Source organism: Pseudomonas sp. Snoq117.2, from assembly GCF_900110545.1.
GTDB lineage: Bacteria > Pseudomonadota > Gammaproteobacteria > Pseudomonadales > Pseudomonadaceae > Chryseomonas > Chryseomonas benzopyrenica.
Map to the genome: position 1 here is coordinate 1 of NZ_FOED01000020.1, position 24,383 is coordinate 24,383.

Genomic DNA, 24,383 nt, shown 5'->3' on the forward strand with positions numbered 1-24,383 from the left:
GGCATTCCGGCGACCCGCGACGCCCTGAACTGGACGGCCGAGTTGCAGGCGCTGCTACCCCTTCTATCTGACGAGGCCTTAGCCGCCCGGGCTGGCTGCGGCGTGGTGCAGATCCAGGCGATCCGCCGCGGCGAGCAGGTGCTTTCGAACAAGACGCCGCTCAGGGAAATCACCGGCCTGTTAGGTACCTGGTCAGATGAGGACCTGGCGGCGCAGCATGGAGGGACCCCTGCCCGATATGCCAGCGCCCGTCAGCGCCGGGGTATCCCTGTGCGCCGGCGCGCACCTGAAGCACCAGCCGATTCGGTGCGATAATCACCCCCCTCCCCTATCACTTCACCGCCGCCCACTACCGATGCAGTTTTCCTCCAGCCTCCTCGCCCCTCACCAGCTCGAAGCTCGCGCCTGCATCCTGGACGGATTCAAGCGGCGAGCCCGGCTGCAGGTGCATATGGCGTGTGGGACCGGCAAGACTCAGCTTGCGCAGGGTGTCGCAGCGGCGCTCGATGCTCAAAGCATCGTCATTTTTCTACCCTCGCTCGCGCTGGTCAGCCAGACGCTGCAGGCCTAGATAAGCAACGCCGAGTTGGATCGGATCTGGAGCGCGTGCTGTGCGTCTGCAGCGACGAGAGCGTCGCCACCCTTGACGACGGATATGAGGAGCTTGCCGTTGACCGAGCTACCGGCACCGAGCACCTTGCCTTGGGCGATGATCGTTTCGCGATGATTACAATGCGGCTGGAGCACCGTCGTGTAGGGCCATGACTTTTGCTGGAACACCCTCACCACCGTGGCCGGCATCGTTTGGAACGGGCTGCTATCTCGCCCGCCGGCCTTGAGCGCCAGCACACTGGCGTTGGCTTCCTGGATCAACTGGGCTGTTACTACGCAGCTGGCCGATACGGCCCCAATGACGATGTGGTCGTAACTTGGGGTGGACATGCAGGCCTCGCTCTCGGAACAGTCGTTTGAATCACTCGCATTGGACCCCAGGCGGATCGGGCGAACATTGTTCAAGCTAAGCGAGTTGTTGTCTGCACGTGATGGCACGCCGGCGGCGCTTAATTCAAAGGTGAAAACTCAGCAGGCAGGTACACCACAGAATGCATTTCACGCAACTGCGACGCCGAGTTCTCGGGGGGCCAAACACCGTCGGCAACAGCCTGAGTGCGCACATGCAAGCGCTGCTCCAAGCTTTCGTAAGGCCAGATGTGCAGGTACCTTGGCAGAAAGCCGCTGGTGGCATAAAACGCGGCATAGACCGGTGAATACTGCACTCGAGTGCGCGGCCCTACCGCATTGCGCCATCCGGCGAGAGTCGGGGCCAGGCCGGAGGTGGTCAAGTTGTACTCGCGCAGCTCATAGAACGGGCCATGGGCGCCAGGTGCCAGCGGTTCTAGGAAGGGAAACAAGCTGTAATCATCGATGTGCTGGTGCAATACGAATTCGCCGATGCCAAAGGCATCCGCCGCCAGCAGTACCCGTTCACGCTCGGCTTGGCGCGCCTGGTTATCGATAAAGCCGCGCAACACCGCTACGGTATTTTGTGGGCCAATTTCCGACACCCAGCAGCCCATCAACTGCACCCCCGTGCCGGCCTCCGTCAAGGCGGCGCGCAAGCGTGGTAAGGCCTGGACCGGGGTACGGACGCGCAGAGTAAAACGGATCAATTCATACAAATGCATACGAGGTCTCGGACAAGCTAAAGATGGTTCCAGCGTTTCCAGCCACCTACGAGGGCGCCAGTTCGGTCGTTAACGGCAAACTATCAGGTTCATGCAGCGCTCCACTTCCTCTTTCAATAAGCTCAGCGCTCGTGCAGCACTGGCCTGACCGGCCACAGCGACACCGTACAATGTGGCGCAGCCAAGCAGGACTGCACCGGCCCGTAGACATGGTGCTTTTGCGACGTTCGCGCCGCGGCGAATACCGCAGTCCAGTAGGAGCGGGAGTTTGCCGTGCGCCACCGGTGCAATCGCGGTCAGCGCTTCCAGGCTGCTCAACGCGCCATCCAGTTGGCGTCCACCGTAATTGCTGACCACAATGCATCTAGGCCGAACGTACCGCAGCGCTCAGCATAGGCTGGACGCAGCACCTCTTTTAGCAGTAACTATTGGGCCATTGCGCGCGGGCGGGCGAAAAAATCCCGCTTCAGTGCACTGTCCATTTGCGCACAGATAAGATCATCCAACCCAACGCACGCTGCTCATCAATCGGCAAAAACAGGCGCTAATTGCGCCGACCATGGGTAAGCCCTGCGGCTACAACGCCTGCTTCAATTAGCGCGGGTTACCCGGCATGTTAAAGCGTTGTCGGAACGACAACACGCATGACTTGGCAAAGCGGCGCCGCTCCCATCCCCGTTTGCCGAGCACCATGGCATCGCTGATCACCAGCAGGGTTGCTGACCCCGGCGGCACCGGCACGGTCGAAAAAACTCTGTTTCATCTGGGCATCGCGCATCTATACCTGATACCAAGCGTTCAACCCCGCCACCTGTTCGGCGAGGGTCTCGATGGCTTAGCAGGCCACTGTGCTCAGGCAAAACGGCACCCCAACCGCAGCCGCCGCACGCGCAAGGTGCGGGTCGGCGTGCTTATGCAGCTTACCCTTGTAGCCGGTAAGGCCAATTAGAAACGGCCACAGCGGGGTGATGGTCCAAAGGGTCGTAGCCGTCCCCAGCGATTGGCTTAAAACCACCGCATGGGCGTGCAGGCGCGTAGTTTTGAGCACCTCGCGGTTGGCGCTCAGGCCCAGCTCGTCTTCGGCACCTCCCTGAAGGTATTCCCAGGCGAAATGAGGTAAGCGCTACCAGGTGAGGCCAGCCAATTCATCGACGCTGTGGACTCGGGAAAGGTTGTTGCCACGATAGAAACAGCCCACAGGCAGGCCTCAAGAAAAAAGCCCGTCGAGCATCCGGGCGACGAAAACAAAGGTCAAGCAGACTGCATAAGCGTCGCTTCACGCTGACGGGGCAAGGTGAGCAGCGTGATACTGGTCACCAGGCCAAACACCAGCAACATCACCGACACCGGCCACACCGCATGCACACTGGCAAACAACCCGGCGGCGATCAACGGCGCAAATCCGCCGGCAAAAATCGAGGCGATCTCATGCCCCAGGGCCAGCCCGGTGTAGCGCACGTGGGTGGGGAACAATTCGGCCATCAGCGCCGGCTGGGTGCCGATCATCGCCCCGTGGCTCACTGGCAAACCCAGCACCAAGGCCAGGTACACCAGCGCCGGGTCATGGGTGTCGAACAGCCAGAAGAACGGAAAGGCCAACGCCATCAGGGCCAGCGAGCCGAACAGGTACACCGCCCGGCGGCCGATGACATCCGACAGCCAGCCCCAGAACAGAATGGCGAAGGCCTCGACCACCATGGCCAGCATCACCCCCATCAGCACGGTCTGCGTGGCCAGGCCGCTGAATTTCGCGTAGGCCATGGAAAACGACAGGAAGATATACGCCCCGCCGTTTTCCGCCAGGCGCAATCCCATGGCTTGCAGCACCGCTTTGGGGTGCTCGCGCAGCACCTGCATCACCGGTAAATGCTCGCTGGCCGCCGGTTTTGCATTGCTGAAGTCACGGCTTTCCGGGAGCGAACGACGGATGTAAATCCCTACCCCGAAGATCACCACGCTGGCCAGAAACGGCACGCGCCAGCCCCAGCTCATGAATTGCTCCGCCGGCAACTGTTGCACCAGGTAGAAGGCGGCCGCCGAGAGCACAAACCCGCCGCTCACGCCCAGTTGGCTCCAGGCCGCGTAAAAGCCGGCCTTGCCCGGCGGGGCACTCTCGCTGAGCATCAAGACCCCGCCGCCCCACTCGCCGCCCGAGGCCACCCCTTGCACCAGCCGCAGCAGTACCAGCGCCAGGGGCGCCAGGTAACCGGCCTGTTCGAAGGTGGGCAGCAAGCCCATCAAGAAGGTGGCCAGGCCCATCATTGCCAGGGTAATCACCAGGGCCAGCTTGCGCCCGTGGCGATCCCCCAGATGGCCGAACAGCACCCCGCCCACCGGCCGCGCGACGAAGCCCACGGCAAAGCCGGCAAATGCGCCCAGGGTGCCGAGCACCGGGTCGGTCCCCGCCGGAAAGAACAACGGGCCAAACACCAGCGCCGCCGCCGTGCCATACAGAAAGAAGTCGTACCATTCCAGCGCATTGCCAATCACCGACGCGGTGACAATGCGGCGCAGCGGGGTTGCAGTGCTCATGGCCGGCTCCCTTACCAGACGTTCCAAGTGTAGGTGGTGTAGAAGCGGTTCTCCTTGAAGTCGCTGCCGAAGTTCTGCTGCACCAGGTAGTTCTTCCATTCAAAGCCCAGGCCCTTGAGCGGCCCGCTTTGCACCACGTAACGCACCCCCAGGTCGCGCTCGTTCTCGGTGCCGTCGGAGAGCCCGGCACGCAGGATGTCGGTGCCTTTTATGTAGCGCGCATTGACGCTCAGGCCCGGCACACCCAACGCAGCAAAGTCGTAGGCATAACCCAGCCCCACCGAGCGCTCCTGCGGGCGCATGAACGGCTGGTTGGCCCAGTTCAACAGGAAGAACTGCGGAATGTACCCATTGGGCGTTGGGAAGATGGTGCTGCCGTACATGCGCTGGTAGGCCAGGATGAACTTGTGCCCGCCCTGCGTAAGGGTGAACCCGGACGACAACGCGCGGTTGTCGACATCGCCGGCCACCGCCTTGCCGTCTTCGCTGTTGTCGAACCAGCGCACATCGGTGCGCAGTTTGAAGCCGCCGCCTAAGTCGGCTAAGTGCGTCAGGCCGTAGTACTGCTGCTTGTAGATGTCGTGCATCACCGCGTAGAAATAGCTGGCCTGCAGGTTCGGGCGCAGGTTGTAGGTGGCGCCACCGAAATCCAGGCCGTCGCTGTCGAGGTTATCGGTGGAGCCGTATTTGTAGAATTTCTCGTGGTCGGACGAATCCCGCGTCACGGCCGACCAGAAGCGCCCGCCGGTCAAGGTCAGGTTGGGAATCTCTTTGGATTCGATCACCGCGCCCTGGAACACCGTGTCCAGTTGGCGGCTGGGGTCGTGCCAGGCGATCGGCAGTTCCGGACGCATGTCGCCGATTTTCAGCTCGGTTTTCGAGTACTTCATCTTGAAGGTGGCGCCGGCGCGGCTGTACTCGTCCGGGCTGCCGTTCTTGGCGTCGTACGGCAGCGAGCCGTCGTTGCCGGTGGAATCGAAGACGTAGGCGTACTGGGCATCGAGGTCGAGGCCAAAGGCCAACGAGGTGGTGGTGTAGCCCGAGGTGAACTGCAGGTCGAAGCCTTGCGACCAGTTGCCCACCTTGTTGGTGGTGGCGCCGCTTTCGGTGAAGTTGCGGTCGAGCCAAAGGTTTTTCATGTCCACCTTCAGGTGGCTGTCTTCCAACAGGTCCGCATGGGCCGCCAAGGGTACCAAGGTCATCCCCATGACACTGGCAAAACGGATGCTGCGTGCAATGCACGAGTACAACATGTGATGCTCCTTCTCTGGCCCAGCGCGGGCCTTATAGGTGGTGAGAGCAGGTCAACAAGGTGAAACTCGGCAGGAAAGGCCACGGCGCGCTCTGGTGGCGCGGCTCATGGTCAGGCGTGGGGGTGCGGTGACCCTCGCCAGCAGCCTCGAAGGCTGCCGGCTTACTGTTCTTGATGTTGTTTTAAGCAGCGCTGCGGGTTGACTCAGAGGGCCTTTGAGGCGTCACACAAGCGATGGTAGGCACGGTTGAAATACACCAGGCCTTCGTCGGTGCCGCCGTGGCGGATGCCCTGTATTTCGCAGTAGAAAATGCTATGCGAGCCCACTTCATGCACCTGGGCCACGCGGCAGTCGAAGTTCACCAACGCCTCGACCATCGCCGGGGCGCCGGTCTCGACCGTGGTCCAGGCGGTGCTGGCGAAGCGTTCATCCATGCTCAGCGCCTTGTTGGCAAAGGCCCCGGACAAGCCCTGGTGCGAACCGGCCAGCACGTTTACACACACCACGCCGTTGGCCTTGAACTGCGCGTTGGAGTGCGAACCGCGGTTCATGCACACCAGCAAGGTGGGCGGTGAATCGGTGACGCTGCACACCGCCGAGGCGGTGAAGCCGAAGCGCCCCGCCTCGCCGTCGGTGGTGATCACCGACACCGCGCCGCCGAGCAGGGCCATGGCATTACGAAACTCTGCTACCTCAACCATGGGGGTCTCCTCAAATATCCAGCACGAGTTTTTTCGACTTGGCCCGCGAGCAACACACCAGAATCTGGTCGTTGCCGGCTTTTTCCTCGTCGGTCAGGTACACGTCACGGTGGTCCGGTTCGCCTTCGAGCACATCGCACAGGCACGTGCCGCACACGCCTTGTTCGCAAGAGATATCGATCTTGATGCCGACGGTTTTCAGCGCCTCCAGAATGCTCTGGCCTTCAGCCACCTGAACGCTTTTGCCGCTGCGCGCCGCGACCACTTCAAAGCTGGCGCCGCTGTTGTCCACCTCGACCTGGAAGTACTCCTTGTGGATGTGGCTTTCGGCATAGCCCTGGGCCTGGGCCCCGGCGATGACCCAGTCCATGAAGCCGGCCGGGCCGCATGTGTACATGTGCACGCCGGCCTGGCCCTGGCCGAGCACCGCGGGCAGGTCCAGTGCACTGCCTTCGTCGTCGAAGTGGGTGACCACATTCGCTGCAAACGGCGCGTTGGCCAGCTCCTGAAGGAACGCACTGCGGTTGCGCGAACGCCCGCAGTAGTGCAGCTCGAAGGCTTCACCGCGCTGATGCAGCGCATAGGCCATAGCGATCATCGGGGTGATGCCGATGCCACCGCCGAGCAGCAGCGAACGACGGGCGTCGCTGGCCAGCGGGAACAGGTTGCGCGGCGCGCTGATGCGCACTTCACGGCCTTCCAGCAGGGTGTCGTGCACGCCCAGCGAACCGCCGCGCGAGGCCGGGTCTTTGAGCACGCCCAGGCGGTATACGCGGGCATCGCTGGGGTCGCTGCACAGCGAGTACTGGCGCACCAGCCCTTCGCTCAGGTGAATATCCACATGCGCGCCGGCATCGAAGGCGGGCAACAGGCCGCCGTCGGCGCGGGTCAGGTCTAGCACGACGACGCCGTCGCCCTGCAGTTCGCGCTTGCGCACGATTACGTCTAACAGTTGTTCAGTCATGGCAGGTTACCTGTGAAAAACATCAGCGCATGAACAGCCCGCCGTTCACGTCCCAGGTGGCCCCGGTAGTGAAGTAGGCGTTGGGTTGTGCCAGTTGCACGATCACGTCACCGAGAAAATCCGCATCGCCCAGGCGCTGCACCGGAATGTTCGCCAGCAGCCCGGGCAGGCGCTCGGCCGGCACGGCGCTGTGCACCGCCGGCGAGTCGATCGGCCCCGGGGCGATGGCGTTGACGGTGACGCCACGGCTGGCGAATTCCTTGGCGAAGATCTTGGTCAGGGTGACGATCGCGCCCTTGCTTGCGGCGTAGTGCGCGCCGGTGGCGGTGCCGCCGTTCTGCCCGGCCAGCGAGGCCATGTTGATGATGCGCCCGTAACCCTGCTCGGCCAGGTAGGCACCGAGCACCTGGCAGCCGAGAAACACACTGCGCAGGTTCAGCCCGACCACCGCGTCGAACTCCTCGGGGGTGATCTGCATCAGCGGCGTGGTTTTGGTCACGGCGGCGTTGTTCACCACCACGTGCAAGGCACCGAAACGTGCCAGGGTAGCGGCCAGGGCCGCCTCGAACTGGGCCTTGTCGCCCACGTCCAGCTGCACCGCCAGCACCCGTTCAGCACTGGCGTCCAAGGCCTGCGCCGAGGCCTGGGCGGCGCCCAGGTCACGGTCGCTGACCACCACCTTGAAGCCGGCGGCGAGCAGGCGCGCGGCAAACCGCTGACCCAGCCCCTGCCCCGCGCCGGTCACTAACGCAACGTGATTCATGGCGCGGCCCTCAGAGGATGTAGCCGATACCGGCGAGGGTATCGTCACTGTTGATCAGGCGAATCAGCTTGCGCTGGATCGTGAAACCGCCTTCTGCGCGTACCAATTCATAGACCAGGTCGGCGCTGTAGTGCTTGAGGGTTTCCTTGCGGAACTCGCGCAGGTTCTGCGCGCAGCGCACGGTCACCGTGGCGCCGTCGTCGGCCAGCACGCGAACGCGCGAAATCGTGCGCACGGTGCGCGGCGCCGGGCTGGTGGAAATCGACTCACCGCCGGTCAACCGCTGCACACGCAGTTCGCGCATGTGGTGGTCGTCGTAGGCGTAATTGAGGGTGTTTTCGAAGTCCTCGGCCTTGGGGTCGATCGGGATGATGTACGTGCCTTTGTCGGCCCACAGGTTCAGCCAGGTGGCGTACTCGCCATGGTCGAGCATGTCGCCTTCGGTCCAGATGAACGCGGTCACTTCGTTAAGCAGTTGCAGGTTCATTTACTGGGCCTCCACCGACATCATTTTTTTCCACTGCTGGTAGGCGGCGCGCATACCGGTTTCGGCACTCACGTCGGAGACTAGGCCATCTTCACTCGCCTTCTCGCCCGGCAACCCACGGTTGAGCATGATCCACAAGTCTTCGCCGGCCTTGGCGCCCTTCTGCACGCGCTCCCAGGCTTCGGAATCGTCCGGGGTCCCAAAGCCCATCGGGCCCTGGAAGTGCTCGTGCAGGCGCAGGCGGTAACGGTTGGCCACCGCCGGGCCGCCGTCCATGGTGATCACCGAGTGGTGAATCTCGGTTTCATGCACCGAGATCGGCTGCAGCACACGGAAGAACGCCATCGAGCAGGCCACATTGGGGAACAGGTTCAGGTTGAAGCCGGTGCCACCCACCGCGCGGACAATGCGCCGTACTTGCTGCTCGTCAATGCCTTCACTGCGCAGCTCGGCGGCAAGGGTTTCGAAGCGCTCAGGGATCGGTCGGTCGAGGTCCGCTTCGAGGTCGATCAGGTCGGGGATCATCACCATCACGCTGTGGCCGTTGCCCAGGTCTTCGACATAACCCGTGCCTTCGACGAAGTCGAACAGCGCCAGGGTTTCTTCGTCCACCGAGCTCAAAAAGCTCTTGTGCACCAGCGGGAAGTGGTAAGCATCGGTGGTGTTTTCCAACTGGATTTTCCAGTTGCCAGGGAAGCGGAAGCGGTGCTCGCCCGGCACCTTGATGCCGTAGCCGGCGCCCTGCTTCATGAACAGGTCCATCCACTTTTTCGCTGGGCCCAGGAAGTCCACCAGCGGCTCGATGTCGTCTTTGAAGGTGGCGAAAATCATCCCGGCGTAACTTTCGGTGCGCAGGCTGACCAGCGGCAGTTCGCTTTTGTCGATGCAGTCGCCGTAGCTCTCCGGGTGCGGAATGCCCCGCAGCGAACCGTCCAAGGCGTAGCCCCAGCCGTGGTAAGGGCACACGAAGCTGTTGGTTTTGCCCTTCTTGTGCTCACACACGGTGGCGCCGCGGTGGCGGCAGCGGTTGAGCAGCACGTGCACGTCTTTTTTGCGGTCGCGCACCACGATCACCGGCTGCTTGCCGATGTAGGTGGTTTTATAGCTGCCGTTGTCCGGGATTTCGCTGTCGTGGGCGACCCACACCCAGGTGCTGTAGAAAATCTTCGCCAGCTCCGCGTCGAACAGCGCGGGGTCGTTGTACAGCGAGGTGTGGACGCGGTCGGGCTTTACTAGCTCAGCGGGGTCCACGGCCAGATTAGTGGCGGGAATCAGGTTACTCACGGTGTCTCCTCGCCGGCCTCGATTGGCCGGCTGCTGGTCAATTCAGTGCGTCTCGGGTACGGGTAACGGTGCCTGGCTGTTCCAGGCGCTGATGGGCCGGCCGAACAGGTTCTCGGTTTGAAAATGCGCCATACGCCACTGGCCGTGCTCGACTGCGAAGCGCACGCTCAAGCGCGCCGCGTTCAGGTGCGAGGCGCCGCTGGCAAAGGTGCTGGCTTGCAGCATCACCCAACTGCCGTGGGCGCCTTCGGCGTTCACGGTGATCAGTTCGCTGGTGAGAAAGTGCACGTTCAAGGCAAAGTGCGCCGGCGGCGTCATGTAGGTGGCGAACATGGCGCGAATCGCTGCACGACCCTGGTAGCCACCAAAGCTGCTGGCGTACTTGGCGCCCTTGCCTTCCCACACGGCGCCCTCGGTGAACAGCCCGGCCAGTTCGTCCAGCGGTGTGTGTTCATCCAGTGCGTCGCACAGCGCCATGTAGCGGTTCATGCAGGCGCGGATGGCGTGCTCGCTTTCCAGGCGGTGCAGGCGCTCGAGGTCCTGTTCATTCATGGCGATGGCCTCAGGCGCGCTGGATGATCAGCTCGCGGCCCACCCGGGCCTCGACCTTGGCGTAGCGCCACAGTTTGTACGGCCCCTCTCCCACGGCGGTGCTGCGGAACAGGTTGCAGGCGGCATGCACCGTCTCGATGTCCGGCACATCGGCCAGCAGGTAGGTGGTCCAGGGGAAGCCATCGGACGGCCCGACCATGCTCTGGTCGTCATCCATGTTGCCCAGCACGTTTACTCCGGCCAGGTCGTGGATACCGTTCCACATGGCGCTGAACGCGCCCCACACCTGCAGTTGCTCGTCACGCGGGGCGTCGAAGAAGTTCTGGTTGATGCCCATGCAGAACAGCACGCGCAACGGCTTTTTCTCGCTCATGGGAGAGTCCTCAAAAAAGTTACAGGTAGCCCGGCAGGGGCGGTTTGCCGAAGAACATCGCGCCGGCGTTTTGATAGGTCACATCGCCCATGAAGGCGTGCTGGGTCACCACCTGGGCATCGTTGACACAGCGCGCCAGGGGGCTGCTGTGGTACACGCCGCTCATGCCCGAAAGCATCTGTGCGCTGCGTGCAACCTGCGCCGCGACACGGGTGGCGTGGGTTGAGGACAAGCGCAGCAGGTTGGTGACCGCCACCGGTACCGGGTCGCCGGCCAGCACGTGAGCCCAGGCCTGCTCGATGGCCTCGTAGAAAAACGCCCGGGCGGCGCGCAGGTCGGCCTCGGCCTTGGCCACCTCCACTTGCGCCAGCGGACGGTCGGCCAGCGCCGGGGCGCCGGTCACGGAAATGCGCCCGCTGGCCATGCCGGCCAGTTCGTCCAGCGCCGCGCGGGCCACGCCCAGGCCCACCACTGAAAGCACTTGCGTGGCGAACGACAACGACGGGTAACGGAAGAACGGCTCGTCCAGGTTAGGCTTGCCGCCGCGTACAAACGTCCAGTCCTCAGGGACAAACACGTCCTCGACCACCAGGTCGTGGCTGCCGGTGCCGAGCAGGCCCACGGTGTCCCAGGTGGCATCGATGCGCGCGCTGGCTTGCGGCATGACCGCCAGGCGCGGCAGGTCGAGGGTGTCGCCGTTTTTCGGGGCGATGCCGACGCCGACCAGATCGGCGCCCATCGAGCCGCTGGAGTACTTCCAACGGCCGTTGACCGTGAAACCACCGGGCACGGCCTCGGCCGGCTGCGGCGGGAAGATCCCGCCGGCAAACACTGTGTCCGGGCTGTTGCCATAGAGGTGCGCAATGGTGTCCAGCGGCAATGCGGCCAGGTACACCGGGCTCATGCCAAAGCTGGCTACCCAACCGGCCGAGCCGTCGGCGTGGGCGATGCGTTCGATCATTTCGCAGAACTGCGCGGGTGAACACTCCAACCCGCCAAAGCGCGCCGGCACCAGGGCGCGGTAGACGCCGTGGGCCTTGAAGGCCTCGATCACATCCGCGGAAATATGCCGCTGGCGGTCGAACTCGCCACGGCGGGCGCGTTCACGCACATTATTCAGCAGTGCTTCAAAGGCCGGGCCGCTGGCCAATAAGGCGACGGCGGGGGCCGGCGCACTGAGCGAATTCATGTTGAGCTCCATCGTTACGCTACAGGTTCAGTACAGGCGCGCGAGCAACAGGCTCGCCGCCGCCAGCAGGGCTTCATCAGCGCCCTGGCGGCCAATCAGTTGCAGGCCCACCGGCAGGCCTTCAGGGCTGCCCAGCGGGATGCTCAGTGCCGGGTGGCCGCTGAGGTTGAACGGCCGCACGAAGGCGGTCATGCTTAGGACGGCGCGGGTGTCGGCGGCGTCTTCCAGGCGCAGGGGGAAGTCCGGCATGGTCGGCAGCGCCAGCACGTCGTACTGCGCCAGCGCCGCGTCTACCTCGGCAGTGAAACGCGCGCGGACGGCTTCGGCCTCGGCCAGCGCGGCGTCAGTGGTGGAGCCTGCCGCTTCAAGACGGCCGGCGACATCGGCCGCCACCTTGCCGGTGGTCAGCAACGGGGCGCAGGCCTCGAAGGTTTCGCGGTTGATGACCACCATGCCGGCGGCATAGGCGGCGTCAAAACTGGGCAGGGTGACCATGTGCAATGCCTGGCCGGAGCGCTCCAGCGCTTGGCTGACCACCGCCTGTACCGGCGCACTGGCGGTGACCTGCAGCACACCGATCCGCAGCGCCGTGGGCGCGGCCTGGGCCTGCCAGCGCGGGTCGATGGCGGCCATGGCGGTCTCCAGCATCGCCAGGCTGTTGGCAAACGGCCCGACGCAATCCAGGCTGCTGTGAGTCGGCATGACGCCCTGGCGGCTGACCCGACCGAAGCTCGGCTTGAAGCCGAACACACCGCAGCAGCACGCCGGAATACGCACCGAGCCACCGGTGTCGGTGCCCAGGGTGAAATCGGCCAGTCCGGCGGCCACGGCGGCGGCCGAACCACTTGAGGAACCGCCTGGAATGCGCCCGGGGAAACGTGGGTTGGCGGCGGTGCCGGTGTACCGATTGATGCCGGTGGTGCCAAAGGCCAGCTCGTGCAAGCTGGTTTTACCGACCAACTGGCAGCCCGCCGCCAACAGGTGTTCAACCACCTCGGCATGGGCGCTGGCAGGTGCAGCGTTTTCCAGCGCACGGCTGCTGGCTCGGGTGGGGCTGCCGGCGACATCCAGGGTGTCCTTGACCATCACCCGAGGGCCGCTGCCGCCCAGGGAAAGTTGCGCTACCACGATTGCCATGCGGGCCTCTCATCACTGATCCATTGCCAGGGCGTGCTCCCCGGCCTTTTTCCAACATCAGGCAAAATTACGTGAATCGTCAACTGATTTTTCAATGGAATATTCAACTCCAAAATGGTGCAGAAAAACCGCCAAGGCACCGTAACCGCGCATTTTCGGAAATAATTAAAAACGACAGTTGAATAGCTTTAAGTCATTGATAAATAAGTAATTTATTTAAAAGCAACATCGTTTTGAATGGATTTTGCGTTGACGAACGGCGTACCACAGACGCAGATTCCAGCCCCACAACGCCCCTCTAAAAATAATTTTCAGGCGTGAAAAAATCACTTTAAAAATAATCAAAAAACAGACAAAAAAGCGCCTACAAAGCGTGTAATTCCCGGCCTTTCGGCCTCCCTGCCCTTACGCGTTCAGCCCCTGTGTTTCAGCGCCGGCCCAGCACCCTGCTCGCCAAACGCTGGCATGCAACCTGCTATCGCCCCTTCACCACACCGGGCTATTCGTCGCCCACGCCGCCTTGCCCTGATGGAGAGCCTTATGAAGAAACTGATGACCGCCGCCCTGTTGTCTGGCGCCGCCGGCCTGGCGCTTGGCTGGGCCGCGCCCAGTGTTGCCGAGGTAAAAATCGGCGTGATCACCTCCGCCAGTGGCCCGATTGCCCTGGTGGGCATTCCGCAGAAAAACAGCGTGGCGCTGATGCCCACGCAGATCGGCGACCAAACCGTGCGCTACATCACCCTGGATGACGGCAGCGACCCCACCGCCTCGGTAAAAGCCTTCAAGAAGCTGATCGACGAAGAGCACGTTGACGCCATCATCGGCCCCAGCGGCTCGCCCAATGCCATGGGGGTGATTCAGTTCGCCGCCGAAAGCGGCACGCCGATGCTCGCCCCGGTCGGCACCGCCGCCGTGGTGCTGCCGATGACCGAGCAGAAGAAGTGGGTGTTCAAAACCACCCAGAACGACGACCTGATCGCCCAGGCACTGGTGCAGAACATGGTCCAGCGCGGGGTGAAAACCCTGGGGTTCATCGGCACCGCCGACCCGTACGGAGAAAACTGGGCCAAGGTGATGGGCGCCCTTGCCGAGAAAAACGGCATCAAACTGGTCGCCAGTGAGCGCTTCCAGCGCCAGGACACCTCGGTGACCGGGCAGAGCTTGAAAATCCTCATGGCCCGCCCGGATGCCGTGCTGGTCGCTGCGCCGGGCAGCTCCTCGGTGATGCCGCAAACCACACTGTTCGACCAAGGCTACAAAGGCCAGATGTACCAGACCCACGGCGCCGCGCTGGACGCGTTTCTGCAACTGGGCGGCAAGAAGGTCGAGGGCACCATTCTGGCCGCCAGCCTGATGCTGGTGCTGGACGAAATGCCCGACAGCCACCCGTCCAAGGCCATCGCTCAGGGCTACGTGGACGCTTACAAGAAGGCCTATGGGCAAGCCCCGGCCACGTTCGGTGCGAATGTCTATGACGCCGGCCTGTTGCTGGAAAAGGCCATCCCCTCTGCCGAAAAAACCGCCCAGCCGGGCACTCCGCAGTTCCGCGCGGCGCTGCGTGATGCCCTGGAAAACACCCACGAGCTAGCCGCCACCCAAGGCGTCTATAACATGAGCCCTGCCGACCACAGCGGCTTCGATGAACGCGGCCGCGAGCTGATCACCGTGAAGAACGGCCAGTGGGTGTTGCTCAAGTAATTGCCGCAAGCGGTTGGAGACTGTGTTGTCATGAATGCTCAAATAGCCCTGCTGCTCGGCCAGGACGGCATCACCAACGGCGCCATTTACGCGCTGCTGGCGTTGTCGATTCTGCTGGTGTTCAGCGTCACCCGCATCTTGCTGATCCCGCAGGGTGAATTCGTCACCTACGGCGCGCTGACCATGGCCGCCGTGCAAGCCGGTAAACCCACCCCGCTGGCCTGGTTGCTGCTGGTACTCACCGCGGTGCAGTGCCTGCTGGAGCTTACCGCCAGCTACCGGGCCGGCCGCGGACTGCGGGTCACCCCCGGCATGCTCGGCTCACTGGCGTTTGCCGCACTGGTGACGCTGGCGGTGTACCAGTTGCCATTGGCCGAGTTGCCACTGGCCGCACAAGCGTTGCTGACCTTGTGCCTGGTGGTGCCGCTGGGCCCGCGCCTGTACCGGCTGTTCTTTCAACCGATTGCCGGCGCAACGCCCCTGGTGCTGTTGATCGTGTCGATTGCCGTGCACGTGGCGATGGTCGGTATCGGCCTGCTGCTGTTCGGCCCGGAGGGGGCGCGTACCACGCCGTTCTCCCAGGCCAGCTTCAGCCTGGCCGACATCCCGCTGAACAGCCAGGCCCTGTGGGTGCTGGCGTTGTCGCTGATGCTGATCATCGCGCTGTTCCTGTTCTTCGGCCGCAGCCTCTACGGCAAGGCCCTGCAGGCCACTGCGGTGAACCGTAACGGCGCACGGCTGATGGGTATCTCGCCAGAGCTCGCCGGCAAGGCTAGCTTCGGCCTGGCCAGTTTCATCGGCGGTTTGTCTGGCATTTTGATTGCGCCGATCACAACGCTGTATTTCGATTCGGGCTTCATCATCAGCCTCAAGGGCTTCGTGGGCGCCATCATCGGTGGCCTGGTGAGCTACCCGCTGGCGGCATTGGGCGCGGTCGCGGTCGGGCTGGTGGAAGCCTTCTCCATGTTCTGGGCTAGCAACTTCAAAGAGGTCATTGTGTTTACCCTAATCATCCCCTTCCTGCTGTGGCGTTCGTTGCGCAGCCATCACGTGGAGGAAGAGGCATGAACCCGCGCCTGCTAATTCCGCTGTCTATCGCCCTGTTGCTGGTGGCGCCCTGGGTGCTGCCCAGTTACCCGATCACCCTGCTCAACTACATTGGCCTGTACGCGCTGGTGGTGCTTGGCCTGGTGCTGCTCACCGGCGTAGGCGGCATGACCAGCTTTGGCCAGGCCGCGTTCGTCGGCCTGGGCGCGTACACCAGCGCGGTGCTGACCACCAGCACTCAACTGCCGGCGTGGCTGGCCTGGGCCGGCGGCTCGCCGTGGCTGGCGCTGGTGCTGGCGCTGTTGCTCACCGGTGTGGTCGCTCTGCTGCTGGGCGCCTTGACGCTGAAACTGTCTGGCCACTACCTGCCGCTGGGCACCATCGCCTGGGGGCTGTCGCTGTACTACCTGTTCGGCACCCTCGATGGCCTGGGTGGGCAAACCGGGATAACCGACTTGCCCGCGATCAGCCTGTTCGGCGTGCTGCTGGATAAAGGCGAAAAGCGTTTTTATCTGGTCTGGGCGGTGCTGCTGGCGGCCGTGCTGATAACCCGCAACCTGCTCGACTCGCGCCAGGGCCGGGCGATTCGCGCGCTCAAGGGCGGCCAGGTGATGGCCGAGTCCATGGGGGTGAACACCTTTCGCGCCAAGCTGGTGATTTTCGTCACCGCCGCGCTGTTCGCCGCCACCTCGGGCTGGCTGTACGCGCACACCCAGCGCTTTGTGAATCCGACGCCGTTCGGCCTGAGCATGGGCATCGACTACCTGTTCATGGCGCTGATCGGCGGCGTGGGTAGCGTCTGGGGCGCCCTGCTCGGTGCCGGCGTGCTGACCCTGCTCAAGCAGTGGCTGCAAGACCTGCTGCCGCTGCTGCTGGGCAGCCAGGGCAACTATGAAAGCATCGTGTTTGGCCTGGCCATTGTGCTGATGATGCAGCGCTTGCCTGGCGGGCTGTGGTCGCTGCTGGTGCGCCTGGCCAAAGGCCGGCCACGCCAGGCCCCGGCGCTTGACCCGCAAGCCCTCGCACCGCGCCAGCAACCGGCGCGCGGCGAGTTGATTCTGCACGCCCGCCAGGTGACCCGCCAGTTCGGCGGCCTGGTGGCCAACAAGGACATGAACCTGAGCCTGCACGCCGGGGAGATTCTGGCGTTGATCGGCCCCAACGGCGCCGGCAAAAGCACCTTGTTCAATCAGTTGTCTGGCGTCGATGTGCCCACCTCGGGCGATGTGCTGTTCATGGGCCAGCGCATCAACGGCCTGCCCTCACGGCACATCGCCCGCTTGGGCATGAGCCGCACCTTCCAGCATGTGAAGCTGCTGCCGAGCATGAGCGTGCTGGAGAACGTCGCCATCGGCGCCCACTTGCGCGCCAGTGGCGGCGTACTGGCGAGCTTCGCGCACCTGGAGCGCAACGAGGAAGCGCGGCTGCTCAGCGAAGCGCGCCGGCAACTGGAGCGCGTGGGGCTGGGCGAGTACCTGTTCGAAGAGGCCGGCAGCCTGGCGCTGGGCCAACAACGCATTCTGGAGATCGCCCGCGCGCTGTGTGCCGACCCCTGCCTGCTGCTGCTCGATGAGCCCGCCGCCGGCCTGCGCCATAAAGAGAAAGAAGCCCTGGCCGCGCTGCTCAGCCGCCTGCGCGATGAAGGCATTGCAATTCTGCTAGTTGAGCACGACATGGACTTCGTCATGGGCCTAGTCGACCGCATCACCGTGATGGAATTCGGCCAGAAGATTGCCGAAGGCCTGCCAGAGACCATTCAAACCGACCCGGCGGTTTTGCAAGCCTACCTCGGCGTGGAGTGACGCGATGAACAACGTAGCCAACCCCCTGTTGGATGTCAGCGACCTGAGCGTGGCGTATGGCAAGGTCGAAGCCTTGAGCAACGCCAGCCTGCGCGTGGGCCAGGGGCAGATCGTTACGGTGATCGGCCCCAATGGCGCCGGCAAGACCACCCTGCTCTCGGCGATCATGGGCGTGCTCGGCTCACGCGGCCAGGTTCACTTCGATGGCCGGCTGGAGGCGGTACCGGAGGTAGAAGTGCTGGTCGGCCGCGGCCTGGGCCTGGTGCCGGAGAAACGCGAGCTGTTTTCCAGCATGAGCGTGGAAGACAACCTCAAGCTCGGCGGCTTCCTGCGTTACCGGCGTGGCGAGCGTTACCTGGACGCCAGCCTGATGGAAATCTACAGCCTGTTCCCGCGCCTGCTGGAACGGCGCAAACAAGCCGCCGCGACGTTATCGGGCGGCGAGCGGCAAATGCTCGCGGTCGGCCGCGCACTGATGGCCAAGCCCAAGCTGCTGATGCTCGATGAGCCCAGCCTGGGCCTGGCGCCGCTGATCACCCGGGAGATTTTCCGCATCATCGCGCAACTGCGCGCCAGCGGCGTGTCAATTCTGCTGGTCGAGCAAAACGCCCGCGCCGCCTTGAAGGTGGCGGACTACGCCTATGTGCTGGAAACCGGCCAGGTGGCCATGCACGGCCCCGCCGCGCAACTGGCCGACGACCCACGGGTGATCGACGCCTACCTGGGCGCGGCGAGCAAACACCAAACCATGCTGGCCAGCTAAGGATTGCCTATGAACAGCCCCGCTACACCCCGCGTGTGCATCGTCGGTGCCGGCGCCATTGGCTGCACCCTCGCCGCCCGGCTGGCGGCCAGCGGCCAGCCGGTGAACCTGCTAACACGCGGCGACACCCTGGAGGCCATCCGCGCCCACGGCATTCACCTCAGCGACCGCGGCGGCGAGCACCAGGTGCAGGTCAATGCCGCCAGCGCCCCCACAGTGTTCGGTGAGCAAGACCTGGTCTTTCTCTGCACCAAGGCGCCAGCGCTGGCCAGCTTGCTACCCACCCTGACGCCGTTGATGGGGCCCGACACCGTGGTGGTGCCGCTGGTCAATGGCGTGCCCTGGTGGTACTTCCATGGCGATAGCGGGCGCTTTACCGGCAGCCACGTTGAAGCGGTCGACCCCGGTGGCGCGCTCAGCGCCGCGCTCGACCTCAAGCATGTGCTCGGCGCGGTGGTGTTCATCACCGCCGAAGTGCTCGCCCCCGGGCGGGTGCAGGCGCCCAACCCGCACCTGATGATGCTCGGCGAGCCGGACAACCAGCAGAGCCCCCGCCTGGCCCAGGTGTGTGCGCTACTGGAACGCGCGGGCATCGAAGCCCGCGCCAGCGAACGCATCCGCGATGCCCTGTGGACCAAGATCATTGCCAACCTCACCTCCAACCCGCTGTCGGTGGTCACCGGCGCCACCCTGGCGCAGCTGTATGGTGAGCCAGAACTGAAAAGCGTGGTGAGCAAGGTGCTCAACGAAGCTCTACTCACGGCAGCGGCGTACGGCGCGCGGGTGAGCATCGACCCGCCCAGCTTCATGGAGCTGGGCGCCGGCATGGGCGCGGTGCGTACCTCGATGCTGCAAGACTACGAACAGGGCCGCGCCTTGGAACTGGCGGCGATTGGCGATGCAGTGGTGGAGCTGGCCGAGCGCCAGGGCCTGGGCATGCCGGTCACACGCGACATCTTAAACCTGGCGCGTTTTCGCAGCCAGCCTGCCCACTGATCAAAAGGCCTCCGTATGAAACACGATGGATTCACCCAACCGGCACACATCGACGACGACGAATGGGCCCTGCGGGTCAAGCTTGCCCAGTGCTACCACCTAGTGGACTGGTTCGGCTGGACCGAAGCGATCTTCAACCACATTTCCGCGCGCTTGCCCGGCCCGGCGCATCATTATCTAGTCAACCCGTTTGGATTGAACTACAGCGAAGTCACCCCGCGGAACCTGCTGAAGGTCGACCTGCACGGCAACAAACTGGAGGCCTCCGACTACGACGCCAACCCCGCCGGCTTTGCCCTGCACAGCGCCGTACACGCTGCGCGTGAGGATATTCACTGCCTGATTCACACCCATACCACGCCCATTTCCGCCGTCGTGCAGAAAGTCCGTGGCTTCACCCACGAGGACTTCTACGGCGCGCAGCTATATGGCCGGGTGGGCTATCATACCTTCGAAGGCATCACCCTGTTCGACGATGAAAAAGCGCGCATGGTCCAAAGCCTGGGCAATAAGCATGTGCTGGTGCTGCGCAACCACGGCATTGCAGTAGGCGAAAGCAGTATCGAGAAGACTCTTTTCCTGCTATGGACCGTGCAGCGCGCAGCGGAAAACCAGTGCGCTGCCGGCGCGCTGGGTGGCGAAGACCACTTACTGGAACCGGGCATTGCGGCCAAGTGCTCAGATCTGACCGCGATGCTGATTCGCGAAAGTGGCTTTGCTAACAAGTTTTTTGAGGCGATGTTGCGCAAGATGAAGGCTGAGCGCTCAGGACTTTGGCAAGCGCGCCCTGAGTACATCAGCCAAACGGATGAACCTCTCGCCTCAAACCGATCGGAGTCTTTCTAGCGCGTCGGGGCGTGCCGCACTAAGACCGGCCGGGGCTCTGCCTTGGCCCGCTTGGATCAGCTGCCCACCGGGCTATGGCAGCGACGTGTGAATCATGATAACAACCATTTCTAGCAAACTCCCCTGTCCAGAGGGTGATGTTCAATTTGCTGAAAATGTCTATTATTGTGAGACCTGTTATTGCCCGTAGCTTGAGTAATTGATGAGCATTCCGAAAAAAAGCCGCAGCCGCTACGACCCCACCAGTGAAGAATTTTGCAAAGAGGAGTTTCCCTTCTATTGGCTAGCTCGCGTACACGGGCGCTACACGCAATCCATGGAGCGGGTGCTGAAGAAGATCGACCTCGACGTCCCGCGCTGGCGGGTACTTTGGATCCTTAAGGAAAATGGTGAATCGAGCATATCGGAGATTTCAACCCATGCCATCGCTAAACTTCCGACAATTACCAAGATCGTGTATCGCATGAAAGAAGATGGCCTAGTCGACACCGCCACGTGTTCGGAAGACGGCCGCGTAACTCAGGTGAGTATTACCACATTGGGTCTTGCGAATATCGAACGCATGCAGGGCGCTACCAGCGAGCTATTCAAACGCAGCTTTACAGGCCTAACCGATGCGCAGATCCAACGGTTGAGCAGATTGCTAGAAACAGTGTTCCACAACCTCGATGACTTTTGATCCTACAGCCGAAGCCTTATGACATGAAAGGCTTCTCGTGCAGCGCCAAGCGCGCCGCGTGATCCATCGCCGCCTCGTAGTTGGCCAAGGCGTATTGCAGCACGTCTCACGCCTGGATGATCTTTGGCAGCCGTAGCCCGCCGCGCTGGCACGCGGCGCGGTAGCCCTCGACCGAGAGCTGTGTGACCAACCGGGCGCCATGGCCTTTCCGGCAAGTCGTCCGATGCTGCGGCTTATCGGGAGGATCGGCGCTGGGCCGACGATTTAGCGGCCGTCATTGCTGCTACCGGTGCGCGCGAACCCGTGCTCGTAGGGTGGTTCCTGGGCACTACGGTCATATCCAACTACCTGGCCGCCTATGGGGACAGCGCTATTTTCGGTGCGGTCTACGTGGACGGAGTCATCGAGCTCGCGTCGGCGCAAATCGTGCCGCACCTGGAGATCTACAGGGACTTGGTATCATCTGATCTGTGCACGCATCTGGATGCCATCGGCGCTTTCCTCGCCCTGTGCTTTGCCACGCCGTCGGCGCCGGCGTTGTTCCAGCGCCTATACGCCAACGCTGCAATGGCATCCTGGGACATGCAGAGCGCCGTGCAGGGTCAGGATGTGGCGGCGGCCACTGGGCTAGGTGTGATCTCTCAGTAGGTTGTTCATCCGGGGCATTCCCGGAATTCTGGAAGCGCGACCAACACAGCCTTCCAGGAGCCCCGGATGAACCTGCATAAACATGCCCGTCTTACCCCTCGAGGTCGAGCCCTTCTCGTCCAGCGCATGCTCACAGGGCTGCGTGCCGAGGATGCGGCACAAGCGGCGGGAGTTAGTGTTCGCACGGCTTACAAATGGCTCAGGCGTTTTCGTGAGGAGGGCGAGTCCGGTTTGATGGATCGCTCATCACGTCCGCATTCATGCCCGCATGAGACACCGGATGATCGGGTCGCACAGTTGATCCAGCTACGCCGATCTCGCCATACCTATCAACAGATCGCCCAACTACTCGGCGTGGCCGTCAGTACCGTTGCGCGTCGTCTCAAACAGGCAGGCTTTCATCGTTTGGCCGAGTTGGAACCCGCTCCTGTGGTGGTGCGCTACGAATACCCCAATGCCGGCGACCTGCTACATCTGGATATCAAGAAGCTTGGCCGATTCTGGAGGCCTGGCCACCGAGTGACAGGGAATCGTCAGCAGGGCTGCGATGGCGCCGGCTGGGAGTTCGTCCATGTGGCCATCGACGATGCGTCCCGGCTGGCCTTCACCAGCCTGCACCAGGACGAGCGCGGCAGCAGCGCCTGTCGAGCCTTGGTACAGGCGGTGCGTTACTACCGCGGGCTGAGTATCCGCTTTGAACGCGTCATGACAGACAACGGTGCCTGCTACCGCTCTCGTTCGTTTCGGCGCTTGTGCGCTCGGCTTGGACTGAAACATATCCGCACCAAACCCTATACGCCCCGTACGAGGGTGTCCGAATTTTTGTGTAACCGGCTCATGAGCGACACTGTCGCTCCGAACCGGAGACACCATGAGCAAGACGCAACATCCCATCACCGACGAGCTGCTGGATCAGCTCCTGGCCAACTACCAGAATCCTGAAGACCTGATCGGTGCTGACGGCATCCTCAAGCAACTGACCAAGAAGCTGGTTGAGCGTGCGCTGGATGCTGAGCTGACCCACCACCTGGGCCACGATAAGCATCAGCCGGTAAGCAATCCAACTGGCAACACCCGCAACGGTTTCAGCAAGAAGAAACTCAAGGGTGAGTTCGGCGAGTTGCCCATCGAAGTGCCGCGCGACCGGCATGGCACCTTTGATCCGCAGATTGTCGAGAAGCACCAGACCCGCTGGGCGGGTTTCGACGACAAGATCCTCTCGCTGTATGCCCGCGGCATGACTGTGCGCGAGATCCAGGCGCACTTGCAGGAAATGTACGGTGCCGAGGTGTCGCCCAGCCTGATCTCCTCGGTGACCGATGCCGTAGCCGATGAAGTGAAGGCCTGGCAGTCGCGCCCGCTCGATGCGGTCTACCCCATCGTCTACCTCGACTGCATCCACACCAAGGTGCGCGAAGGCGCCGTGCGAGTGAAGGCGGTGTATCTGGCGTTGGGCATCAATCTGGCTGGCGAGAAGGAAATCCTCGGCCTATGGATCGCCCAGAACGAGGGCGCCAAGTTCTGGTTGCAGGTGGTAACCGAGTTGCGTAACCGTGGCGTGCAGGACATCTTCGACAGACCTGTAACCCATCACAGTACTGACAGTTAGAGCGCCATCAGGACCCAGCGTCAGACCTTCATCGACACATGAATCAGGTAAGGCCAGCACCAACAAACGGATAGCACGTCGCCACCCAACTGAGTAACATCGGTCTCCTCGGCTTCGGACAGCTGTTTATCTGTTGACGACTCAGAACAAGGAAGTCTCATGCAACAGGTGACAATATCCTGCCAGATCAGGATACGCGCACTCAGCCAGCCCACTGTTTCCCACACATCAGTGGTAGCGCCATACGCAAGCAGACTGAGGCACCTCCATAGAGGATCCTCTGCAACGCATACATCTATATTTCAACCCTCCGACGCAATCATCGCGGTATGCAACGCGGCCTATCCATTCTTATCGATTAAGGAGTCTTGCCTTTGAACACTCCCTTTGACCCCTCAAAATTTACAGCTCCCAACGCCAAGCCACTACCGGTCCTTCTGTTGCTCGATGTGAGCGGTAGCATGAGCGGCGAAAAGATTCAAAACCTCAATGCCGCTGTGCGCGACATGCTCGATGTGTTCCGCGGCAACGAGACCAGCGAGACCGAAATCTGGGTCTCAATCATCACGTTCGGCTCAGAAGTCACGCTGCATCAACCCCTAGCAAGTGCCAACGACATTCAGTGGCAAACACTTTCAGCCAGCGGCATGACTCCACTGGGTGTCGCGCTTGAAATGGCCAAAGCAATAATTGAAGACAAGAACGTCGTTCCATCGCGCGCTTATCGTCCGACCGTAGTGCTGGTCTCGGACGGACAACCGAGCGATAGCTGGAAAGGCGCGTTGCGTGATTTCGTAAACGAAGGACGATCCGCGAAATGCGATCGCATGGCCATGGCCATCGGTGCCGACGCCGACGAGGCAGTTCTCGGAGCATTCATCGAGGGCACGGAGAACCCGCTTTTCTACGCAGAGAATGCCCGGCAAATGAAGGACTTCTTTAAGTTCGTGACCATGTCGGTGACCATCCGCACCAAATCGCAGGCACCTAACGCCATCCCGCCAGCGAGTTCGATTGATGTTCAGCCAGCGACCATCGGCGCCCGACAGGGCTCAGTGGTGCCGACGGCACCCGATGCAGATGATGGAGGCTATTGGTAATGGCACAGGCAATCGGAGATCCGGAAGAGCTGGAGCGTTTTGCGCATGCACTACAGCAATTCACCGACTCGCTCAACGACAGTGTTGGCGCCCTAGATGGCGCATTCCTGTCGCTCGGTGACACCTGGCAGGACGAGAAACGTTCCCAGTTCGAGGAGGAGTTCAACATGCTCGTCCAGCAACTCCATCAGTTCAATGCGAACGCGACAGAACAGGTGCCCTATTTGATCGCCCTGGCGTCGCGCCTGCGCGAGTACCTTCAAAGCTGAGGACGT

At 62.6% G+C, this 24,383-nt stretch carries 28 protein-coding genes and 2 pseudogenes; 15 read left to right on the plus strand and 15 right to left on the minus strand.

The window, feature by feature from the left end:
* Both BMZ43_RS26640 and BMZ43_RS26645 read left to right on the plus strand, forming a co-directional pair.
* Window positions 1-315, plus strand: a 315-nt coding sequence (locus BMZ43_RS26640) for a hypothetical protein (RefSeq protein ID WP_177344859.1), incomplete at its 5' end; no start/stop codon positions are given.
* Between the two features lie 40 nt (window positions 316-355).
* Window positions 356-571: a DEAD/DEAH box helicase family protein gene (locus BMZ43_RS26645; RefSeq protein ID WP_177344860.1), complete on the plus strand. Its 216-nt coding sequence runs from the start codon at window positions 356-358 to the stop codon at window positions 569-571.
* On the opposite strand, the gene BMZ43_RS24050 is transcribed toward BMZ43_RS26645, so the two are convergent.
* The 3 genes from BMZ43_RS24050 to BMZ43_RS26320 form a co-directional block, all read right to left on the minus strand.
* Entirely contained in the window at window positions 568-942 is a 375-nt protein-coding gene (locus BMZ43_RS24050) for a GMC family oxidoreductase N-terminal domain-containing protein (protein ID WP_093257316.1), read from the minus strand. The genes BMZ43_RS26645 and BMZ43_RS24050 overlap by 4 nt on opposite strands.
* A gap of 119 nt (window positions 943-1,061) precedes the next feature.
* Entirely contained in the window at window positions 1,062-1,685 is a 624-nt protein-coding gene (locus BMZ43_RS24055) for an NIPSNAP family protein (RefSeq protein ID WP_093257318.1), read from the minus strand.
* Window positions 1,686-1,754: 69 nt separating this feature from the next.
* The gene (locus BMZ43_RS26320; protein ID WP_231357424.1) at window positions 1,755-2,042 is read right to left on the minus strand and encodes an alpha-hydroxy-acid oxidizing protein; all 288 of its coding nucleotides are present in this window, start codon (window positions 2,040-2,042) and stop codon (window positions 1,755-1,757) included.
* A gap of 334 nt (window positions 2,043-2,376) precedes the next feature.
* On the opposite strand from BMZ43_RS26320, the gene BMZ43_RS26325 reads away from it, so the two are divergent.
* Window positions 2,377-2,634 carry a hypothetical protein gene (locus BMZ43_RS26325; RefSeq protein WP_143075327.1) on the plus strand — a complete coding sequence of 86 codons (258 nt, stop codon included), beginning with the start codon at window positions 2,377-2,379 and terminating at the stop codon, window positions 2,632-2,634.
* Here the strand turns inward: BMZ43_RS26325 and BMZ43_RS27550 are convergent.
* The 12 genes from BMZ43_RS27550 to BMZ43_RS24115 form a co-directional block, all read right to left on the minus strand.
* Entirely contained in the window at window positions 2,521-2,757 is a 237-nt protein-coding gene (locus BMZ43_RS27550) for an alpha-hydroxy-acid oxidizing protein (protein ID WP_371913903.1), read from the minus strand. The genes BMZ43_RS26325 and BMZ43_RS27550 overlap by 114 nt on opposite strands.
* A gap of 179 nt (window positions 2,758-2,936) precedes the next feature.
* On the minus strand, window positions 2,937-4,217 hold the full coding sequence (locus tag BMZ43_RS24065) for an MFS transporter (RefSeq protein WP_093257320.1): 1,281 nt from the start codon (window positions 4,215-4,217) through the stop codon (window positions 2,937-2,939).
* Between the two features lie 11 nt (window positions 4,218-4,228).
* Complete coding sequence (locus tag BMZ43_RS24070) at window positions 4,229-5,470, minus strand: OprD family outer membrane porin (protein ID WP_093257322.1); 1,242 nt, start codon at window positions 5,468-5,470, stop codon at window positions 4,229-4,231.
* A gap of 203 nt (window positions 5,471-5,673) precedes the next feature.
* Window positions 5,674-6,171, minus strand: a complete 498-nt coding sequence (locus BMZ43_RS24075; RefSeq protein ID WP_093257324.1) for a flavin reductase — start codon at window positions 6,169-6,171, stop codon at window positions 5,674-5,676.
* Window positions 6,172-6,181: 10 nt separating this feature from the next.
* Window positions 6,182-7,135 (minus strand): PDR/VanB family oxidoreductase, encoded by a 954-nt coding sequence (locus BMZ43_RS24080; RefSeq protein WP_093257326.1) that lies wholly within the window; start codon window positions 7,133-7,135, stop codon window positions 6,182-6,184.
* 22 nt (window positions 7,136-7,157) lie between these two features.
* The gene (locus BMZ43_RS24085) at window positions 7,158-7,898 is read right to left on the minus strand and encodes an SDR family NAD(P)-dependent oxidoreductase (protein WP_093257328.1); all 741 of its coding nucleotides are present in this window, start codon (window positions 7,896-7,898) and stop codon (window positions 7,158-7,160) included.
* Window positions 7,899-7,908: 10 nt separating this feature from the next.
* The gene (locus BMZ43_RS24090) at window positions 7,909-8,385 is read right to left on the minus strand and encodes an aromatic-ring-hydroxylating dioxygenase subunit beta (RefSeq protein ID WP_093257330.1); all 477 of its coding nucleotides are present in this window, start codon (window positions 8,383-8,385) and stop codon (window positions 7,909-7,911) included.
* Window positions 8,386-9,669, minus strand: coding sequence for an aromatic ring-hydroxylating oxygenase subunit alpha (locus BMZ43_RS24095; RefSeq protein WP_093257332.1), 1,284 nt, complete (start codon window positions 9,667-9,669; stop codon window positions 8,386-8,388).
* A 42-nt stretch (window positions 9,670-9,711) separates the two neighbouring features.
* Complete coding sequence (locus tag BMZ43_RS24100) at window positions 9,712-10,221, minus strand: nuclear transport factor 2 family protein (RefSeq protein WP_093257334.1); 510 nt, start codon at window positions 10,219-10,221, stop codon at window positions 9,712-9,714.
* 10 nt (window positions 10,222-10,231) lie between these two features.
* A complete protein-coding gene (locus BMZ43_RS24105) occupies window positions 10,232-10,594 on the minus strand; it encodes an IacB protein (RefSeq protein WP_093257337.1) in 363 nt (120 codons plus the stop codon).
* 19 nt (window positions 10,595-10,613) lie between these two features.
* Entirely contained in the window at window positions 10,614-11,783 is a 1,170-nt protein-coding gene (gene iacA, locus BMZ43_RS24110; RefSeq protein ID WP_093257342.1) for an indole-3-acetate monooxygenase, read from the minus strand.
* A gap of 27 nt (window positions 11,784-11,810) precedes the next feature.
* Window positions 11,811-12,920 (minus strand): amidase, encoded by a 1,110-nt coding sequence (locus BMZ43_RS24115; protein ID WP_093257345.1) that lies wholly within the window; start codon window positions 12,918-12,920, stop codon window positions 11,811-11,813.
* A 540-nt stretch (window positions 12,921-13,460) separates the two neighbouring features.
* Between BMZ43_RS24115 and BMZ43_RS24120 the strand changes: the two genes are divergently transcribed.
* The 12 genes and pseudogenes from BMZ43_RS24120 to BMZ43_RS24175 all read left to right on the plus strand — a co-directional run bounded on the left by BMZ43_RS24120 (window position 13,461) and on the right by BMZ43_RS24175 (window position 24,377).
* Window positions 13,461-14,618, plus strand: a complete 1,158-nt coding sequence (locus BMZ43_RS24120; protein WP_231357425.1) for an ABC transporter substrate-binding protein — start codon at window positions 13,461-13,463, stop codon at window positions 14,616-14,618.
* Window positions 14,619-14,648: 30 nt separating this feature from the next.
* Window positions 14,649-15,686 (plus strand): branched-chain amino acid ABC transporter permease, encoded by a 1,038-nt coding sequence (locus BMZ43_RS24125; protein ID WP_093257349.1) that lies wholly within the window; start codon window positions 14,649-14,651, stop codon window positions 15,684-15,686.
* On the plus strand, window positions 15,683-17,467 hold the full coding sequence (locus tag BMZ43_RS24130) for a branched-chain amino acid ABC transporter ATP-binding protein/permease (RefSeq protein WP_093257352.1): 1,785 nt from the start codon (window positions 15,683-15,685) through the stop codon (window positions 17,465-17,467). The genes BMZ43_RS24125 and BMZ43_RS24130 overlap by 4 nt, the downstream gene beginning before the upstream one ends.
* Before the next feature lie 4 nt (window positions 17,468-17,471).
* The gene (locus BMZ43_RS24135; protein WP_093257353.1) at window positions 17,472-18,230 is read left to right on the plus strand and encodes an ABC transporter ATP-binding protein; all 759 of its coding nucleotides are present in this window, start codon (window positions 17,472-17,474) and stop codon (window positions 18,228-18,230) included.
* A gap of 9 nt (window positions 18,231-18,239) precedes the next feature.
* Entirely contained in the window at window positions 18,240-19,226 is a 987-nt protein-coding gene (locus BMZ43_RS24140; protein WP_093257356.1) for a ketopantoate reductase family protein, read from the plus strand.
* A gap of 15 nt (window positions 19,227-19,241) precedes the next feature.
* Window positions 19,242-20,072, plus strand: a complete 831-nt coding sequence (locus BMZ43_RS24145) for a class II aldolase/adducin family protein (protein WP_093257360.1) — start codon at window positions 19,242-19,244, stop codon at window positions 20,070-20,072.
* A 202-nt stretch (window positions 20,073-20,274) separates the two neighbouring features.
* The gene (locus BMZ43_RS24150) at window positions 20,275-20,751 is read left to right on the plus strand and encodes a MarR family winged helix-turn-helix transcriptional regulator (RefSeq protein ID WP_093257363.1); all 477 of its coding nucleotides are present in this window, start codon (window positions 20,275-20,277) and stop codon (window positions 20,749-20,751) included.
* A gap of 390 nt (window positions 20,752-21,141) precedes the next feature.
* Complete coding sequence (locus BMZ43_RS24155; protein ID WP_177344861.1) at window positions 21,142-21,399, plus strand: hypothetical protein; 258 nt, start codon at window positions 21,142-21,144, stop codon at window positions 21,397-21,399.
* A 66-nt stretch (window positions 21,400-21,465) separates the two neighbouring features.
* Window positions 21,466-22,206, plus strand: a pseudogene (locus BMZ43_RS24160) (leucine zipper domain-containing protein); the annotation flags it as partial.
* 64 nt (window positions 22,207-22,270) lie between these two features.
* Window positions 22,271-22,972 (plus strand): annotated as a pseudogene (locus tag BMZ43_RS24165) (IS256-like element ISPa46 family transposase); the annotation flags it as partial.
* Between the two features lie 410 nt (window positions 22,973-23,382).
* Window positions 23,383-24,108 (plus strand): vWA domain-containing protein, encoded by a 726-nt coding sequence (locus BMZ43_RS24170; RefSeq protein WP_231357426.1) that lies wholly within the window; start codon window positions 23,383-23,385, stop codon window positions 24,106-24,108.
* On the plus strand, window positions 24,108-24,377 hold the full coding sequence (locus BMZ43_RS24175; protein WP_093257366.1) for a WXG100 family type VII secretion target: 270 nt from the start codon (window positions 24,108-24,110) through the stop codon (window positions 24,375-24,377). Before BMZ43_RS24170 ends, BMZ43_RS24175 begins: the two co-directional genes overlap by 1 nt.
* Window positions 24,378-24,383: the final 6 nt, after the last annotated feature.

Excerpts from the sequence above, each read along its gene's own strand:
- BMZ43_RS26325 (WP_143075327.1), top strand. The coding sequence starts at position 2,377 with ATGGCATCGCTGATCACCAGCAGGGTTGCTGACCCCGGCGGCACCGGC.
- BMZ43_RS26645 (WP_177344860.1), top strand. The coding sequence starts at position 356 with ATGCAGTTTTCCTCCAGCCTCCTCGCCCCTCACCAGCTCGAAGCTCGC.
- BMZ43_RS24130 (WP_093257352.1), top strand. The coding sequence starts at position 15,683 with ATGAACCCGCGCCTGCTAATTCCGCTGTCTATCGCCCTGTTGCTGGTG.
- BMZ43_RS24065 (WP_093257320.1), bottom strand. The coding sequence starts at position 4,217 with ATGAGCACTGCAACCCCGCTGCGCCGCATTGTCACCGCGTCGGTGATT.
- BMZ43_RS24100 (WP_093257334.1), bottom strand. The coding sequence starts at position 10,221 with ATGAATGAACAGGACCTCGAGCGCCTGCACCGCCTGGAAAGCGAGCAC.
- BMZ43_RS24120 (WP_231357425.1), top strand. The coding sequence starts at position 13,461 with ATGAAGAAACTGATGACCGCCGCCCTGTTGTCTGGCGCCGCCGGCCTG.
- BMZ43_RS24085 (WP_093257328.1), bottom strand. The coding sequence starts at position 7,898 with ATGAATCACGTTGCGTTAGTGACCGGCGCGGGGCAGGGGCTGGGTCAG.
- BMZ43_RS24145 (WP_093257360.1), top strand. The coding sequence starts at position 19,242 with ATGAAACACGATGGATTCACCCAACCGGCACACATCGACGACGACGAA.
- BMZ43_RS24140 (WP_093257356.1), top strand. The coding sequence starts at position 18,240 with ATGAACAGCCCCGCTACACCCCGCGTGTGCATCGTCGGTGCCGGCGCC.
- BMZ43_RS24115 (WP_093257345.1), bottom strand. The coding sequence starts at position 12,920 with ATGGCAATCGTGGTAGCGCAACTTTCCCTGGGCGGCAGCGGCCCTCGG.
- iacA (WP_093257342.1), bottom strand. The coding sequence starts at position 11,783 with ATGAATTCGCTCAGTGCGCCGGCCCCCGCCGTCGCCTTATTGGCCAGC.
- BMZ43_RS24175 (WP_093257366.1), top strand. The coding sequence starts at position 24,108 with ATGGCACAGGCAATCGGAGATCCGGAAGAGCTGGAGCGTTTTGCGCAT.
- BMZ43_RS24090 (WP_093257330.1), bottom strand. The coding sequence starts at position 8,385 with ATGAACCTGCAACTGCTTAACGAAGTGACCGCGTTCATCTGGACCGAA.
- BMZ43_RS24105 (WP_093257337.1), bottom strand. The coding sequence starts at position 10,594 with ATGAGCGAGAAAAAGCCGTTGCGCGTGCTGTTCTGCATGGGCATCAAC.
- BMZ43_RS24050 (WP_093257316.1), bottom strand. The coding sequence starts at position 942 with ATGTCCACCCCAAGTTACGACCACATCGTCATTGGGGCCGTATCGGCC.
- BMZ43_RS24075 (WP_093257324.1), bottom strand. The coding sequence starts at position 6,171 with ATGGTTGAGGTAGCAGAGTTTCGTAATGCCATGGCCCTGCTCGGCGGC.
- BMZ43_RS24125 (WP_093257349.1), top strand. The coding sequence starts at position 14,649 with ATGAATGCTCAAATAGCCCTGCTGCTCGGCCAGGACGGCATCACCAAC.
- BMZ43_RS24150 (WP_093257363.1), top strand. The coding sequence starts at position 20,275 with ATGAGCATTCCGAAAAAAAGCCGCAGCCGCTACGACCCCACCAGTGAA.
- BMZ43_RS24055 (WP_093257318.1), bottom strand. The coding sequence starts at position 1,685 with ATGCATTTGTATGAATTGATCCGTTTTACTCTGCGCGTCCGTACCCCG.
- BMZ43_RS24135 (WP_093257353.1), top strand. The coding sequence starts at position 17,472 with ATGAACAACGTAGCCAACCCCCTGTTGGATGTCAGCGACCTGAGCGTG.
- BMZ43_RS24070 (WP_093257322.1), bottom strand. The coding sequence starts at position 5,470 with ATGTTGTACTCGTGCATTGCACGCAGCATCCGTTTTGCCAGTGTCATG.
- BMZ43_RS24080 (WP_093257326.1), bottom strand. The coding sequence starts at position 7,135 with ATGACTGAACAACTGTTAGACGTAATCGTGCGCAAGCGCGAACTGCAG.